This is a genomic window from Streptomyces sp. BPTC-684, from assembly GCF_030028635.1.
GTDB classification, from domain to species: domain Bacteria; phylum Actinomycetota; class Actinomycetes; order Streptomycetales; family Streptomycetaceae; genus Streptomyces; species Streptomyces noboritoensis.
Genome location: NZ_CP124863.1, coordinates 1713775 through 1729082, shown reverse-complemented (window position 1 = coordinate 1729082; position 15308 = coordinate 1713775). Strand labels below are relative to the sequence as shown.

Annotated in this window: 16 protein-coding genes; 10 read left to right on the top strand and 6 right to left on the bottom strand. The window is 72.1% G+C overall.

Going from position 1 to position 15308, the window contains the following annotated elements; all coding sequences use genetic code 11:
* Positions 1-32: 32 nt before the first annotated feature.
* The 3 genes from QIY60_RS07625 (at position 33) to QIY60_RS07615 (ending at position 3316) form a co-directional block, all read left to right on the top strand.
* Positions 33-1787, top strand: coding sequence for a trypsin-like peptidase domain-containing protein (locus QIY60_RS07625; protein WP_283141711.1), 1755 nt, complete (start codon positions 33-35; stop codon positions 1785-1787).
* A gap of 210 nt (positions 1788-1997) precedes the next feature.
* Complete coding sequence (locus tag QIY60_RS07620; RefSeq protein WP_283141710.1) at positions 1998-2465, top strand: sec-independent translocase; 468 nt, start codon at positions 1998-2000, stop codon at positions 2463-2465.
* 164 nt (positions 2466-2629) lie between these two features.
* Positions 2630-3316, top strand: a complete 687-nt coding sequence (locus tag QIY60_RS07615) for a hypothetical protein (protein ID WP_283141709.1) — start codon at positions 2630-2632, stop codon at positions 3314-3316.
* A gap of 143 nt (positions 3317-3459) precedes the next feature.
* On the opposite strand, the gene QIY60_RS07610 is transcribed toward QIY60_RS07615, so the two are convergent.
* Genes QIY60_RS07610 through QIY60_RS07600 form a run of 3 tightly spaced genes read right to left on the bottom strand, consistent with a single transcriptional unit; the run spans position 3460 to position 6479 of the window.
* A complete protein-coding gene (locus QIY60_RS07610) occupies positions 3460-4593 on the bottom strand; it encodes an Mrp/NBP35 family ATP-binding protein (RefSeq protein WP_283141708.1) in 1134 nt (377 codons plus the stop codon).
* Positions 4594-4633: 40 nt separating this feature from the next.
* Positions 4634-5215, bottom strand: a complete 582-nt coding sequence (locus tag QIY60_RS07605) for a DUF1003 domain-containing protein (protein WP_283141707.1) — start codon at positions 5213-5215, stop codon at positions 4634-4636.
* Positions 5208-6479 carry a CBS domain-containing protein gene (locus tag QIY60_RS07600; protein ID WP_283141706.1) on the bottom strand — a complete coding sequence of 424 codons (1272 nt, stop codon included), beginning with the start codon at positions 6477-6479 and terminating at the stop codon, positions 5208-5210. The genes QIY60_RS07605 and QIY60_RS07600 overlap by 8 nt, the downstream gene beginning before the upstream one ends.
* 217 nt (positions 6480-6696) lie before the next feature.
* On the opposite strand from QIY60_RS07600, the gene QIY60_RS07595 reads away from it, so the two are divergent.
* Positions 6697-7449, top strand: coding sequence for a hypothetical protein (locus QIY60_RS07595; protein WP_283145848.1), 753 nt, complete (start codon positions 6697-6699; stop codon positions 7447-7449).
* A 129-nt stretch (positions 7450-7578) separates the two neighbouring features.
* On the opposite strand, the gene QIY60_RS07590 is transcribed toward QIY60_RS07595, so the two are convergent.
* Entirely contained in the window at positions 7579-8094 is a 516-nt protein-coding gene (locus tag QIY60_RS07590) for a hypothetical protein (RefSeq protein WP_283141705.1), read from the bottom strand.
* Between the two features lie 134 nt (positions 8095-8228).
* Here QIY60_RS07590 and QIY60_RS07585 point away from each other — a divergent pair, with 134 nt between their 5' ends.
* A complete protein-coding gene (locus tag QIY60_RS07585) occupies positions 8229-9110 on the top strand; it encodes a DMT family transporter (RefSeq protein ID WP_283145847.1) in 882 nt (293 codons plus the stop codon).
* On the opposite strand, the gene QIY60_RS07580 is transcribed toward QIY60_RS07585, so the two are convergent.
* The gene (locus tag QIY60_RS07580) at positions 9088-10215 is read right to left on the bottom strand and encodes a magnesium and cobalt transport protein CorA (RefSeq protein ID WP_190090010.1); all 1128 of its coding nucleotides are present in this window, start codon (positions 10213-10215) and stop codon (positions 9088-9090) included. The two genes, QIY60_RS07585 and QIY60_RS07580, sit on opposite strands and share 23 nt — an antisense overlap.
* A 427-nt stretch (positions 10216-10642) precedes the next feature.
* Here QIY60_RS07580 and QIY60_RS07575 point away from each other — a divergent pair, with 427 nt between their 5' ends.
* The 4 genes from QIY60_RS07575 to QIY60_RS07560 all read left to right on the top strand — a co-directional run bounded on the left by QIY60_RS07575 (position 10643) and on the right by QIY60_RS07560 (position 13751).
* A complete protein-coding gene (locus QIY60_RS07575) occupies positions 10643-11227 on the top strand; it encodes a suppressor of fused domain protein (RefSeq protein WP_283141704.1) in 585 nt (194 codons plus the stop codon).
* A 195-nt stretch (positions 11228-11422) separates the two neighbouring features.
* The gene (locus QIY60_RS07570) at positions 11423-12061 is read left to right on the top strand and encodes a DUF6758 family protein (RefSeq protein WP_283141703.1); all 639 of its coding nucleotides are present in this window, start codon (positions 11423-11425) and stop codon (positions 12059-12061) included.
* 120 nt (positions 12062-12181) lie between these two features.
* Positions 12182-13045, top strand: coding sequence for a PHP domain-containing protein (locus tag QIY60_RS07565; protein ID WP_283141702.1), 864 nt, complete (start codon positions 12182-12184; stop codon positions 13043-13045).
* A 100-nt stretch (positions 13046-13145) separates the two neighbouring features.
* Positions 13146-13751, top strand: a complete 606-nt coding sequence (locus QIY60_RS07560; RefSeq protein WP_283141701.1) for a MarC family protein — start codon at positions 13146-13148, stop codon at positions 13749-13751.
* A 106-nt stretch (positions 13752-13857) separates the two neighbouring features.
* Here the strand turns inward: QIY60_RS07560 and QIY60_RS07555 are convergent, their stop codons facing one another.
* The gene (locus tag QIY60_RS07555) at positions 13858-14010 is read right to left on the bottom strand and encodes a hypothetical protein (protein ID WP_180357254.1); all 153 of its coding nucleotides are present in this window, start codon (positions 14008-14010) and stop codon (positions 13858-13860) included.
* A gap of 230 nt (positions 14011-14240) precedes the next feature.
* Between QIY60_RS07555 and QIY60_RS07550 the strand changes: the two genes are divergently transcribed.
* A complete protein-coding gene (locus QIY60_RS07550) occupies positions 14241-15203 on the top strand; it encodes an NYN domain-containing protein (RefSeq protein WP_283141700.1) in 963 nt (320 codons plus the stop codon).
* Positions 15204-15308 lie beyond the last annotated feature (105 nt).

The window sequence follows — 15308 nt, the reverse complement described above, 5'->3', positions numbered from 1 at the left end:
CCGGGGGCACGCAGGACAGTTGCGGGGAGAGCATGAACGACGGGAAGCCCACCGGGCCGAAGGGGATGGCGCCGGAGGCGCCGGTACCGGGTGAGTCGGTGGGCGGGGACGGGTCGGTCCCGGGTGAGCCGGTTCAGGGCGAGTCGGTGGTTCCGGGTGCGACGGACGTGCGGGCTTCCGGGGCGGTGGAAGGCTCCGGCGACGGGGAAGAGCCCTACCCGCTTGCTCCGGGGCAGCCCGTCGAGGACGAGTCCGCGTATCGGCTCGCGCCGCCCGCGCCGGCCGAGCCTGTTCATGAGCCTGCTCCCGCCGAGCCTGCTCCGGCCGACGAGCCCGCGTCGGCTCGGCCCGCACCTGCCGCGCCGGTCGACGAGCCCGTCCAGGACCCCGCCCTACCCGAGGGCGAGGGCATTGCGGCCCCTCGGCAGCCCCTGCACGACCCCGATCCGTACGGGACGCCGCCGTACGGCGGGCCGGGGCCGTGGGCGCCCGCGCCGCCCGTGCAGCTTCCGGCGCCGCCCGCCGGGTCGGTCCCGCCCCAGGGGGCCTACCCGGCACCGGAGGCCCCGGCCCCGTACCCCGTACCGGAAGGCGTGCCGCCGGTGCCGCCCTCGTCCCAGTGGGTGCAGTACGACCCCTGGGGCGCGGCCGGGCAGCCGCTGACCACGGCCGGGGTGCCGCGGAAGCGGAAGCCGCGGCGCGGGGGGCTCGTCCTCGGGGCCGTCGTCCTCGCGCTGGTCGCGGGCGGCATCGGCGGCGGGGTCGGCGCGTACATCGAGCGCACCGGCGCCACGCACGTCGATCTGCCGCAGGCCGGCAAGGGGCCCACCGGGCGCGCGCCCGACAGCGTCGCCGGGATCGCCGCGAGCGCCCTGCCGGGCGTGGTCACGCTGCACGTCAGCGGGGAGAGCGAGTCCGGCACCGGCACGGGCTTCGTGCTGGACAACGCCGGGCACATCCTCACCAACAACCACGTCGTGGAGCCCGCGGGCTCGTCCGGCGACATCAGCGTGACGTTCAGCGGCGGCGAGACCGCCCGTGCCACGGTGGTCGGCCGGGACTCCGGGTACGACCTCGCCGTGGTCCGCGTCACCGGTGTCTCCGGGCTGAAGCCGCTGCCGCTCGGCAACTCCGACAACGTCCAGGTCGGCGACCCGGTGGTGGCCATCGGCGCCCCCTTCGACCTCTCCAACACCGTCACCTCGGGCATCATCAGCGCCAAGGAGCGCCCGATCACGGCGGGCGGTGAGAAGGGCGACGGCAGCGACGTCAGCTATGTCGACGCGCTCCAGACCGACGCCCCGATAAACCCGGGCAACTCGGGCGGCCCGCTGCTCGACTCGCGCGCCCACGTCGTCGGCATCAACAGCGCGATCCGCGCCGCGGGCAACAGCGACAGCGGCGGCCAGGGCGGCTCCATCGGCCTGGGCTTCGCGATCCCGGTCAACCAGGGCAAGCGGGTCGCCGAGGAGCTGATCAACACCGGCAAGGCCACCCACCCGGTCATCGGGGTGACCCTCGACATGAAGTTCACCGGCGACGGTGCCCGGGTCGGCGCCAAGGCCGTCGACGGCAAGCCGTCCGTGACCCCCGGCGGCCCCGGCGCCACCGCGGGCATCAAGCCCGAGGACGTGATCACCAAGGTCGACGGCCAGCGGGTGCACAGCGCCGAGGAGCTGATCGTCAAGATCCGCTCGCACCGCCCCGGCGACCGACTGGAGCTGACGCTCAAGCGCGGCGGCCGGGAGCAGCGGCTGACCCTCACGCTCGGCTCCGCCACGTCCTGACGAGCGCCTGACGAGCCCCTGCCGAGCTCCTGACGTGCCCCTCGGCCGCCCGCAGGGCCAGCCGCGCCCCGCCCCCCGGGTCACCTATCGGTCACCCGGGGGGCAAGCGGCGGCCAAAGGTCACCGGGTAGGTACCGTTTCGACAGTTTCGGCGGGTACCGTGGAGCGGTCCATGACTGGACCCGGGAGCAGAGCCACGAGGAGCAGCAGGTGTTCAACGACATAGGGCCCATGGAGCTCGTCACCCTCGTGGTCCTCGCTGTGCTCATCTTCGGCCCGGACAAGCTGCCCAAGCTGATCCAGGACGTCTCCGGCTTCATCCGCAAGATCCGCAGCTTCTCGGAGACCGCCAAGGCGGACATCCGTGCCGAACTCGGCCCGGAGTTCAAGGACTTCGAGTTCGAGGACCTGAACCCGAAGACGTTCGTACGCAAGCAGCTCATGGACAACGACGACCTGGGTCTCAAGGAGATCCGCAACAGCTTCGACCTGCGCAAGGACATGGAAGAGGTCGCGGACGCGGTGCACGGCCGCGAGAGCGCGCCCGCCGGGTCCGCCGGGTCCACGACGGCCGCCAACGGCTCGGCCGCGGGTGTGTCGGGTACGCCCGACCTCCTCAAGAAGCGCGACAAGCTCGACCCCGGCGAGCGCCCCCCGTACGACGCCGACGCGACCTGACACAACCCCCCGGCTTTCGTACAGGGCGTCAATCTGAGCCACGTCAGCACCGTCATTCCCGGTGGGCGGGGCAGGGGTGGCTATCCTCCATAGGTCCGGCAGCCAGGACGCCCGAGGGGGGCGGGCCGCTCCGGACACCTACGGATCGAGGAGGCGGCCGGGCAGTGGAGACGACGAGTCGGGTAGCGGCACAGGGGCCCGCCGAGGACACCCCGTCCACACCGGAAGGGGTGCCGGCGGCCCGGCGTGCGGTCGACGGCTATCTGCGGGCGCCGTTCGCCTGGTACGGCCTGGACGAGGCCTTCAGCGGGCCGCGCTGGCTGATGCAGGTCGCCACGGCGGCCGACGGCACCGTGCAGCACGGGTCCACCGGCCACGGCGACGAGCCGTCGATACGGCCCGACGCGGCCGACCGCTCCGCCGCCGACCGCGAGCGCTTCGCGGTGGTCGTGAGCGTGCCCGCCAACCCCACGCGCCGCAGCGGCGACGGTACGGGAGTGCTGGAGGCCACCTCGGTCTCCTCCGCGGCCTGGCTGGCCGGGTCCGGGCTGCTCTCGTTCACCTGGCCCGCCCAGATGGACCACGTGCTGCGCGGCGAGTGGCTGGACCAGCAGACCGAGGCGGCGTGGGAGCTGGCGGACGATCTGGCCGGGCCGGACTGGACGACGCTGTCGTTGCCGGTGGACGGGGTCGCCACGCCGTTCCACTACCGGGAGTCCGAGTTCGGGTGGGTGCTGGCCGGCTCCGCCGGGCCCGCCGGAGGCGGGGTGCATTTGGGGGCGTACGGGCGTGGGTTGAGCGCGTACGGGCTCGGGTTCGCCGTGGTGCGGGACATCACGTCATACGCCTAGGTCCGCTTCGGCCGGGGGCGTCCTGCGGCTGCGGGTTGTGATGGGTTGCTCGCGCAGTTCCCTGCGCCCCTAGCCGTTCGTGCCGCAGCCATTAGTAAGGGGCGCCCACAGTTGCTGGGCGCCCCTTACTCGTATCTGCTGCTCTAGAACTTGTTGCGCGGCGTGATCCCCAGTGACATGCCCGACAGGCCACGCTGGCGGCCGCCGAGCTTGCCCGCGATCGCTCGCAGGGCGGCGCCCGCCGGGGAGTCGGGGTCGGAGAGGACGACCGGCTTGCCGTCGTCGCCGCCCTCGCGCAGGCGGACGTCGATCGGGATCGAGCCGAGCACCGGCACGTTCGCGCCGGTCGTCTTGGTCAGGCCCTCCGCGACCTTCTCGCCGCCGCCCGTGCCGAACACGTCGACCATCTCGTCGCAGTGCGGGCAGGGCAGGCCCGCCATGTTCTCGACGACGCCGACGATCTTCTGGTGGGTCTGGACCGCGATCGAGCCCGCCCGCTCGGCCACCTCGGCGGCTGCCTGCTGGGGGGTCGTGACGACCAGGATCTCCGCGTTCGGGACCAGCTGGGCCACCGAGATCGCGATGTCGCCGGTGCCCGGGGGCAGGTCGAGCAGGAGGACGTCCAGGTCGCCCCAGTAGACGTCGGCCAGGAACTGCTGGAGGGCGCGGTGGAGCATCGGGCCGCGCCACACGACCGGGGCGTTGCCCGGGGTGAACATGCCGATGGAGATGACCTTCACACCGTTCGCCGACGGCGGCATGATCATGTTCTCGACCTGGGTGGGACGGCCGTCCACGCCCAGCATGCGGGGCACCGAGTGCCCGTAGATGTCGGCGTCGACGACACCGACCTTCAGCCCGTCCGCCGCCATCGCCGCGGCGAGGTTCACCGTCACCGAGGACTTGCCGACGCCGCCCTTGCCGGACGCCACCGCGTAGACGCGGGTCAGCGAGCCGGGCTTGGCGAAGGGCACCTCGCGCTCGGCCGTGCCGCCGCGCAGCGACGTGGCGAGCTCCTTGCGCTGTTCGTCGCTCATCACGTCGAGCGTGACGTCGACGCGCGTGACGCCCTCGACCCGCTCGACCGCCTCGGTCACGTTCTTCGTGATCGTGTCGCGCATCGGGCAGCCGGAGACCGTGAGGTACACCGTGACCGCGACCGCCCCGTCCGTCCCGATCTCGACCGTCTTGACCATGCCGAGCTCAGTGATCGGTCGGTGGATCTCTGGGTCGTTCACCGTCGCCAGTGCCTCGCGCACCGCGTCATCCGTAACCATATGGAGATGGTACGGCGCCGGGTCCCGCCCCCGGAAAGCCCTAACGGCGGTCTGATTCGTCACTTCCGTACGGGGCCTCCGGCGGGAATACGACGCGCCGGTCCTCCATCTCCTTGATCATGTCCTGTAGCTCCGAGCGGATCCAGTCGCGGGTGGCGACCTCGCCGAGGCCCATCCGCAGCGCGGCGATCTCCCGGGTCAGGTACTCGGTGTCGGCGATGGAGCGCTCGTTGGACTTGCGGTCCTGCTCCAGGTTGACCCGGTCGCGGTCGTCCTGCCGGTTCTGCGCGAGCAGGATCAGCGGGGCCGCGTACGAGGCCTGGAGGGACAGGGCGAGGGTCAGGAAGATGAACGGGTACTCGTCGAAGCGCACCGACGGCGGCGCGAAGATGTTCCAGACCACCCACAGGATGATGACCAGGGTCATCCAGACGATGAACCGCCCGGTCCCCAGGAAGCGGGCGATCTTCTCGGAGAAGCGGCCGAACGCCTCCGGGTCGTACTCGGGCAGCAGGCGCGGCCGGGGCGCGCGCGGCAGGTCGAGGCGGGTGCGCGGGCCGCGCGGCACGGCGCTCGACCCCGACGCGCGCGTGCGGTCGCGCTCCTCGGTGCGGTCAGCCATGCGAGCCCCCCTCGGCGGCGTGGAACTCCGCCTCGCGCCAGTCCTCGGGCAGCAGGTGGTCGAGCACGTCGTCGACGGTGACCGCACCGAGCAGCGAGCCGCTGTCGTCCACGACGGGCGCGGCGACCATGTTGTACGCGGCGAGGAACGCGGTGACGGCGGGCAGCGGGGTCTGCGGGGACAGCGGCGGCAGGTCGTTGTCCACGATCGAGGAGACCAGGGTGAACGGCGGGTCCCGCAGCAGCCGCTGGAAGTGCACCGTGCCCAGGTACTTGCCGGTCGGCGTCTCGTCGGGCGGCCGGCACACGTACACCTGAGCGGCGAGCGCGGGCGAGAGGTCCTGCTGGCGTACGCGCGCGAGGGCGTCCGCGACCGTGGCGTCCGGGCGCAGCACGATCGGCTCGGTGGTCATCAGACCGCCCGCGGTGCGCTCCTCGTAACTGAGCAGCCGGCGCACGTCCGCCGCGTCGTCCGGCTGCATCAGGGTCAGCAGCCGCTCCTTGTCCTCCTCGGGCAGCTCGGAGAGCAGGTCGGCGGCGTCGTCCGGGTCCATCGCCTCCAGGACGTCGGCGGCCCGCTCGTCCTTCAGCTTGCCGAGGATCTCCACCTGGTCGTCGTCCGGCAGCTCCTCCATCACGTCCGCGAGCCGGTCGTCGTCGAGGGCCGCGGCCACTTCGCCGCGGCGCTTGGGGGAGAGGTGGTGCAGCACGTTGGCGAGGTCGGCGGGGCGCAGCTGCTCGAAGGTGGCGAGCAGGCTCTCGGCGCCCTGGCCGTGCTCCTCCAGGGAGAAGCCGGTGACCGCGGACCACTCGACGGTCAGCGTCTCGCCCTTGCGCCGCAGGGCGCCGCCCTTGCCGCGCCGTACGAAGACCTTGTCGATCTCCCAGTCGCGGCGGGCGGGCAGCTGCTGGATGGCCACGTCCAGGACCGTCACCTCCTCGCCCTTCTCGACGAGGGTGACCCGGCGGTCCAGCAGCTCGCCGAGCACCAGCCGCTCGGTGGGGCGCTGTTCGAAGCGGCGCAGGTTGACGACGCCGGTGGTGATGACCTGGCCGGACTCGACGCCGGTGACCCGGGTCATCGGCAGGAAGATCAGCCGGCGGCCGGCCACCTCGACGACGACGCCTAGCAGCCGGGGCGGGCGGCGGCCGACCCGCAGTATGGCGACGAGGTCGCGCACCCGGCCCACCTGGTCGCCGTTGGGGTCGAAGACGGCGACGCCGGAGAGGTGCGAAACGAAGATCCGGGGGGCGCCTGCCGCCATGCTGAGCGCCTCCTCTTGGGCGTGATCCGACCTTGTCGTGGCCTGAAATTGGCGCTGAATATCTGATTCAGGCTAGCCGGTGACCATCCGGTGCGCCTTTGAGGGGCGTCCGTACGGCTCTCTGCCGGGCAGCGTAGACGGCCCGGGTAGGGTGCGGTCTGCCGACCCCGACTTCGCGCCCCCCACCCCGCGCGCTCCGACGAAAGGCCGTGTGCCGGTGACCACTCGCTCCCTGTCCGTACGGGCCCGCCGGGCCGCGCTCCCCGTCGCGCTCTGCGCGGGGCTCGCCACGGCCGTCACGGCGTGCTCCGCGGACCCGGACGAGGGCACCAACGGCGTCGGCAAGCTCTCCGCGACCGACATCGAGGGCAAGGCGCGCACGGCGGCGGACGGCGCCGACGCGGTGCACCTCAGCGGCACGCTGGTCAGCAAGGGCGGCTCGTACAGGATCGACATGCGGCTGAAGGGGACCGGCGCGACCGGCACGGTCACCTCGAAGAACAGCACGTTCGGGCTGCTGCGGGTGGGCGACGAGCTCTTCCTGAAGGCCGACGCCGGGTTCTGGTCGCACAAGGACAAGGGCGGCGACTCGGGGAGCGCGGCCGCGGCGGGCAAGCAGCTCGACGACAAGTACGTCAAGGTGCCGTCGGGCGACCCCTCCTACCAGGAGCTGCGCGGCTTCACGGACAAGAGCGCGCTCCTGAAGGGCATGCTCGGGCTCCAGGGCGAGCTCTCCAAGGGCGACCGGTCCAAGGTGGGCGAGGTGCGCACCATCCGCGTCAAGGCGGGCGAGGACGGCGAGGGCGGCACGCTCGACGTGTCGCTCCAGGGCACCCCGTACCCCCTGCGCTTCGAGCGCGCGGGCGGCGCGGGCGTGCTGGAACTGGGCGACTGGAACCAGGACTTCGCGCTGGCACCGCCGTCGAAGGACGCGACGGTGGACTACGGCCGCCAGCTCCCGAAGACGTAGGGCCCGCGCGCGTTCTTCGGCTGCAGGTGTTCGTGGGTTGCTCGCGCAGTTCCCCGCGCCCCTAGCCACCTAGGGGCGCGGGGAACTGCGCGACCAGCCACAGACGGCCCGCAGACGAACAGCCGCCCTTCAGGCCCGCTTCCGCTTGCGCTTCAGCAGCAGCCGCGGCAACCCCGCCGGGACCGGCTGCCGCGTCGTGGCCGACGTCTCCACCGGGCGGGCGGCCAGCGAGCCCGAGGGCATCTCGGTACGGACCTCGACCGGCGCCAGGCACAACACCCGGCACTCCCGCGCCCAGCGGCCCGTCACCGCCTCCCCGTCCGGCGCGTTCAGCCGCTTCGCCTTCAGCTCGGCGGCCACCGCCTCCCACAGCTCGCTGTGCGGCGCGACCTCGCTCACCGCGGCCGTCCAGGCCACCAGGCGGCCGCCCTTGTCCTTGCTGCGGACGGTCACCTCGGCGGTGCCGCCGTCGGCCAGGCCTTCGAGGGGCTGCTCGCCGGGGCCGCCGCCCACCACGTACGCGGCGCCGTCGTGCCACACGTGCCACAGTGCGCGGTCGGCGGTCCCGGTGCCCCGCACCCAGATCAGCCCCGACTTCTTGGTGGCCTCCTCGACGAGGGCCCGGTCGAGCAGCGCAGGTGTCATGGGGTCACTTTATGGGACGGCCGGGACGGGTGCGGCGGCGTTGTCCACCGCATGGACCGACAGTTCCGTAAATATGTTTAGCGCCTTACTCTCTTGTCGTGCCTACCACCACCGCGCCCGCCGCCACCCCGGCACTGACCGCCGCTCCGGCCGTCCCCCGGGTGGACTTCGCGCTGCTCGCCGTCGCCATCACCAGCGTGTCGCTCTCCGCGCCGCTCATCGCCGCGACGGCGGCCCCCGCGCTGGCCATCGCGTTCTGGCGCAACGCCATGGCCGTCGGGGCGCTCACCCCGCTGGCCGCGGTCAAGTACCGGGCGCAGCTGCGCGGGCTGACCCGGCGCGAGGTGGGCCTGGCGGTCGCCGCCGGGGCGCTGCTCGCGCTGCACTTCGGGCTCTGGCTGCCGAGTCTGCGGATGACGTCGGTGGCGTCCTCGACCGCGCTGTGCACCACCACGCCCATCTGGACCACCATCGCGCTGCGCCTGCGCGGCCACCGGCCGCCCGCGATGGTGTGGGCCGGGACGCTGGTCGCCTGCGCGGGCGTGGTGATGCTCACCGGCGTCGACATGACCACCTCGCCGCGCGCCCTCGCCGGTGACGCGCTCGCGCTCGGCGGCGGCATCGCGGCCGCCGGGTACGTGCTGCTCGGCGCCGAGGTCCGGCGGACCGTGGACACGGTCCCGTACACGTACCTCTGCTACGGGACGGCCGCCGCCGGGCTGCTCGCCGCCTGTCTGGCGAGCGGCGCGGACCTCACCTCGTACTCCGGGGAGACCTGGGCCAAGCTGGCCGCGCTCACCGTCGCCGCCCAGCTGCTCGGCCACTCCCTGCTCAACCGGGTGGTGCGCAGCCTCGGGGCGTCCGTGACGTCCACGGCGATCCTCCTGGAGACGCCGGGCGCCGCCCTCATCGCGGCGCTCTGGCTGGGCCAGCAGCCGCCCGCGCTGGCCTGGCCCGCGCTCGTGGTGATCCTCGCCGGGCTCGCGCTCGTCGTCAGAGCCAACCGTTCCGCTTGAGCGTGCGGTGGATGACGAGGCAGCTCCCGGCGATGGCGGCCAGTACGAGCGGGTAGCCGTACTTCCAGTGCAGCTCCGGCATGTGGTCGAAGTTCATGCCGTACACCCCGCACACCATCGTCGGTACGGCGATGATCGCCGCCCATGAGGTGATCTTGCGCATGTCCTCGTTCTGCGCGAACGACGCCTGGGCCAGGTTGGCCTGGAGGATCGAGTTCAGGAGCTCGTCGAAGCCGACGACGTGCTCCTGCACGCGCGCGAGGTGGTCGGCGACGTCCCGGAAGTACTTCTGGATGTCCGGGTCGACCAGCCGCATCGGCCGCTCGCTGAGCAGCTGCATCGGCCGCAGCAGCGGCGCGACCGCCCGCTTGAACTCCAGCACCTCGCGCTTCAGTTGGTAGATCCGACCGGCGTCCGTGCCGCGCGGGCTGCCCTTGGAGGGGGCCGAGAAGACGTCGATCTCGACCTCGTCGATGTCGTCCTGCATCGCGTCCACGACCGCCAGATACCCGTCGACGACCTGGTCCGCGATGGCGTGCAGCACGGCCGAGGGACCCTTGGCGAGCAGCTCGGGGTCGTCCTGGAGGCGCTTGCGCAGCGCGCGAAGGGAGCCCTGGCCGCCGTGCCGGACGGTGATCACGAAGTCCCGGCCGGTGAAGCACATGACCTCGCCGGTCTCCACGACCTCGCTGGTCGCGGTGAGTTCGGCGTGCTCCACGTAGTGGACCGTCTTGAAGACGGTGAAGAGCGTGTCGTCGTACCGCTCCAGCTTGGGCCGCTGGTGGGCGTGGACCGCGTCCTCCACGGCCAGCGGGTGCAGCCCGAACTCGGCCGCGATACCGGCGAATTCGGCCTCGGTCGGCTCGTGCAGCCCGATCCAGGCGAAGCCGCCGTCCTCCCGTACGCGCCGCATCGCCTCGCGCGGCGACAGGCACGAGTCGGCCTGGGTGCGCAGCCCGTCGCGGTAGACCGCGCAGTCGACGACCGCGCTGCTCGCGGACGGGTCGCGGGTGGGGTCGTACGAGTTGTACGGGGCGGTGCTCTTGCGCAGCGACGGACGCAGGGAGGGGCGGACCGCGGCGCGCAGGTCACGGATCATGGACATGGCAGGACTCCTTCACGGAGGGGCCGCCGGCGGGCGTGGCACTGCCCGGAATGGGGACGTGACGCGACGACTGCGTACATCTGCGTACGTCCGCAAAGCGGGCGGTACCGCGGGTGCGGTGACGGCGTTCGCTACTGAAACGGACTGGGCGAGGCGATGTGCTCTTCCGTCGTGCGAAATGCCATGAGACTCAGAGGTTTCCCGGTGAAACGGCCGGGTAGGGAGGTCTCGATCACAGGGAACAACGAAGGCGCACGGAAGAGCGGTTGGTACTGCCAGGCCGACTTCGATCCATCGCAGCCCCACCTCCTCCGGCCGGTCCCCCGTGAGGGACGTCCTGCTGCCCTGAACAGCGGCCAAGACTATCAGCCGACGCAAGTGTCAAGTCCGTACTTTGCTCGTTCGATACGGCTTCTATGCTCAACACATGGTTGATGTTCTTGCTCTCGTCGAGGCCAGGCTGCGCACCGCCCTCGGCGAACCGGACGCGCGCGCCGCGGTGACCTTCCTCGGCACGGACCGCATCGAGGTGCTGCGCTTCGCCGACGGGGACATCGTCCGCTACGCCACGCTCGGTATGTCGGCCCAGCCCATGACCGACCCGGCCGCCGCCCTCGCCGACCCGGTCAAGGGCCCGCGCGCCGAGCTGGTCCTGTCCGTACGGGCCGGGCTCGCCGACACCGACAAGGTGCTGCGGCCGCTCGCCGTCCTCGCCTCCACCCCGCAGGTCGAGGGCGTGATCGTGGCCCCCGGCGCCTCGCTCGACATCGGGGAACCGCTGTGGCCCGGGGCGCCGTTCAGCTCGGTCCTGGTCGCCGAGCCGGGCGGCCTCGTCGAGGACCTGGAGCTCGACGACCCGATGGACCCGGTCCGCTTCCTGCCGCTGCTGCCGATGACGACCAACGAGGCGGCGTGGAAGCGGGTGCGGGGGGCGCAGGAGCTGGAGGAGCGGTGGCTGGCGAACGGGACGGATCTGCGGGATCCGTTGCGGACGTCTGTGCGGCTGGATTAAGCGTTCCGCCAGGAGTGCGGTCCTTCGGGTGCGGGCCGTCTTGGGCTGGTCGCGCCCACGCGGCGGAGCCGCATATGTCACAGCCCCGCGCCCCTTATGGGGCATGCCCAGCAACCCCGATCCTTCCCGGTCCCCACACGCCGGACGGGTGATCGTCCTTGACGCGGCGCGGGACGGGGAGGACCGTGGGCATTTATGAGGGGCGAACCCAGTTGCCCGAAGTGCGGAGGCCGGGTCAGGGCGCCCGGTCTCTTTGCCGACTCCTGGCAGTGCGACGTGCACGGGACGGTGCATCCGCTCCAGCCGGTGGTCCCCCCGAGCGTCGAGGCGCTCGGCGTCGTGGTGCACCGGTCGAAGGTGCCCGTCTGGATGCCGTGGCCGCTGCCGATCGGCTGGCTCTTCACGGGCGTGGCGTGCGCGGGCGACGACCGCAGCGGCGGGCGCGCGACCGCCGTGGCCTGCTCGGGCCCAGGACCGCTGGGCGGCATCGGTGAGCTGCTGCTCGTCGCGGAGGAGCTGGGCGTCGGCCTCGGCGCGCGGTACGCGGGCATCGACGGCCCCGACCCCGGCCCGTACATCAGCGTCGACAAACCGCCGCACGCCAAGGTCCTCGCGGCCGGGCGCCCCACCCCGCTGTGGCACGTGACCGGCACGCCCGACGACCGCGCGGTCTTCGCGGGCGAGGCGCGCGGGCTGTGGCTGTGGGCGATCGTCTGGCCCGAGCAGTCGGGCCTGCTGCTCTACGACGAGCTGGTCCTCACCGATCTGCGCGACGCGGGCGCCGAGGTCGAGCTGGTGCCGTGCGGGGCGCTGTCGCCGCGGATCCTGTCGTGACGCGCGCGTGGCGGAGCGCCCCGAGTGCGGTGACCGCCACAGCCGTTACGGGCGGGACAGGGGCTACGCGCAGTTATCCTTGATTGTCCCCCCTGCCGGTTCTACGCCCTGGAGTCACGCGTGCGCATCGATCTGCACACCCACTCCACGGCCTCCGACGGTACGGACACTCCGGCCGAGCTGGTCCGCAACGCGGCTGCCGCCGGTCTCGACGTCATCGCGCTCACCGACCACGACACCACCCGGGGCCACGCCGAGGCGGCCGCCGCGCTCCCCGCGGGCCTGACCCTGGTGACCGGCGCCGAGCTCTCCTGCCGGGTCGACGGCATCGGGCTGCACATGCTGGCGTACCTCTTCGACCCCGAGGAGCCGGAGCTGGCGCGCGAGCGCGAGCTGGTCCGCGACGACCGGGTGCCGCGCGCCCGGGGGATGGTCGCCAAGCTCCAGGAGCTGGGCGTCCCCGTCACCTGGGAGCAGGTGGCGCGGATCGCGGGCGACGGCTCGGTCGGCCGCCCGCACGTCGCCGAGGCGATGGTCGAACTGGGCGTCGTCGGCTCGGTGTCGGACGCGTTCGTGCCCGAGTGGCTGGCGGACGGCGGACGCGCGTACGTCGGCAAGCACGAGCTCGACCCGTTCGACGCGATCCGGCTGGTCAAGGCCGCCGGAGGGGTCACCGTCTTCGCGCACCCGCTCGCCGTCAAGCGCGGCCGGGTCGTGCCCGAGACGGTCATAGCCGAGCTCGCCTCGGCCGGCCTCGACGGCATCGAGGTCGACCACACGGACCACGACGCGCCCACGCGCGAGAGGCTGCGCTCCCTCGCCGCCGAACTCGGTCTGCTGACCACCGGCTCCAGCGACTACCACGGCGGCCGCAAGGCCGTGCGGCTCGGGGAGTGCACCACCGACCCCGAGATCTACGGCGAGATCACCCGCCGTGCGACGGGCGCGTTCCCCGTCCCCGGCGCGGGCGGAACCGGCCGCTAGCCCCGGGCGGCCCCGGCCCCTTCGCTTCCCCTCTTCAGAGGACTCCGCCTGGCGGGGTCCCCCTCTGCTCCGTACACCCCTCTTCCTGCAAGGCACCACCGTGTTCGACGCTGCCGTCTTCGGCTCCCTGTTCCTCACCCTTTTTGTCATCATGGATCCCCCCGGGATCACGCCGATCTTCCTCGCGCTCACCTCCGGCCGCCCCGCCAAGGTGCAGCGCAAGATGGCGTGGCAGGCCGCGGCCGTGGCCCTCGGTGTGATCACCGTGTTCGGTCTGGTGGGTCACCAGATCCTGGCGTATCTGCACATCGACGTCCCCGCGCTGATGATCGCGGGTGGTCTGCTGCTCCTGCTCATCGCGCTCGACCTGCTCACCGGCAAGACGGACGAGCCGAAGCAGACCAAGGACGTCAACGTGGCGCTGGTGCCGCTCGGCATGCCGCTGCTCGCCGGGCCCGGCGCGATCGTCCAGGTGATCCTCGCGGTCCAGAACCACGACACGTTCTCCGGGCAGGTCGCCGTGTGGACCGCGATCCTCGCGATGCACATCGTGCTCTGGCTGGCCATGCGGTACTCGCTGCTGATCATCCGGGTGATCAAGGACGGCGGTGTGGTCCTGGTGACGCGGCTCGCGGGCATGATGCTCTCCGCGCTCGCGGTGCAGCAGATCATCAACGGCGTCACCCAGGTCATCCACGGCACCTGACCGCCGCCTGCCGCACGCACAGCAGACCAGGCACAGCAGAAAGCGCCCCCGCACCGACGATCGGTGCGGGGGCGCTTCGGCTTGCCGCGTAGAAGATCCTTACGCGTTACGAAGCCGGGCTGTCGGCCGGGCGGATGTAGATGCGCTGGCCGATTGCGGCGGCCTGCTGCACGATCCGGTTGACGGAGGCGGCGTCCACGACGGTGCTGTCCACGGCGGAGCCGTCGACGTCGTTGAGGCGCATGATTTCGAAGCGCATGGCTTCTCCCTTCGTCTGATCCTCCTGGAGGAGAACTACTGGTGCGGGGGGCTCGGCTTCTTCAGCCTGCACCCTCACGGAGTCCGGACGATTGCCCGCCCGTTACGACTGTTCAACGGGTTGCCCTTGGCAAACATTCCCTACGCTAAGGAAATTTTTTCACGGGCTAAATACTGGCAGGTAAGGCACCGGTTGTGTGGGATCGGTCACGCCGCGGAGAATGGGGGGCAATGAGCGAAGCAGGCGACATCCCAGGCATCCCCGACGGCCCGACCGACCCGGGCTACCCCACCGACGCGGGCGGCTCCGCGGCGTCCGACATCGGCGCGCAGCTGGAGCGCACCAACCAGCTGCTGCGGCGGATGCTGGCCGAGGTGGCCAAGACGCCCTCCACCCACGCGATCTTCGTGGACGCGGGCTATGTGTACGCGGCGGCGGGCCTGCTGGTCGCCGGGACGGAGGACCGCCGGTCCTTCGACCTCGACGCCGAGGGGCTGATCGAGGCCTTCATCGACAAGGCGCGCACGATCTTCGCGGACAGCCGGCTGCTCCGCGTGTACTGGTACGACGGCGCGCGCCGGCGCATCCACACCTCCGAGCAGCAGTCGATCGCCGAGCTGCCGGACGTGAAGGTCCGCCTCGGCAACCTCAACGCCAACAACCAGCAGAAGGGCGTCGACTCGCTGATCCGCTCCGACCTGGAGTCGCTCGCCCGCCACCGCGCCATCAGCGACGCGGCACTCATCGGCGGCGACGAGGACCTGGTCTCGGCGGTCGAGGCGGCGCAGGGGTACGGCGCCCGGGTCCACCTCTGGGGCATCGAGGCGGCGGAGGGGCGCAACCAGGCGGAGCCGCTGCTGTGGGAGGTCGACAGCCAGCGCACGTTCGACCTGGACTTCTGCAAGCCGTACGTCACTCGGCGGCCGGTGACGATGTACGAGGACAGCGGGCCCGCGCCGACGCGGGACGACGTGCGGTTCGTGGGGGCGCAGATCGCCGCGACGTGGCTCTCCTCGCGGGGGCGGGCGGCCCTGGCGCAGCTGCTGCCGGGCCACCCGTATCTGCCCGGCCCGGTCGACCAGGACCTCCTGGTGGAGGCGGAACGGCTGCTCCAGCGGTCGCTGCGGGGGCACGCGGATCTGCGGCGGGCGCTGCGGGACGGGTTCTGGCAGCACTTGCAGTCCCAGTACTAGCGGTTGTTCGGCCGCGCGCCGTCGTGGGCTGGTCGCGCAGTTCCCCGCGCCCCTGAAAACCACCGTTCGTCTGCGGGCCGTGCTGGGTTGCTCGCGCCCACGCGG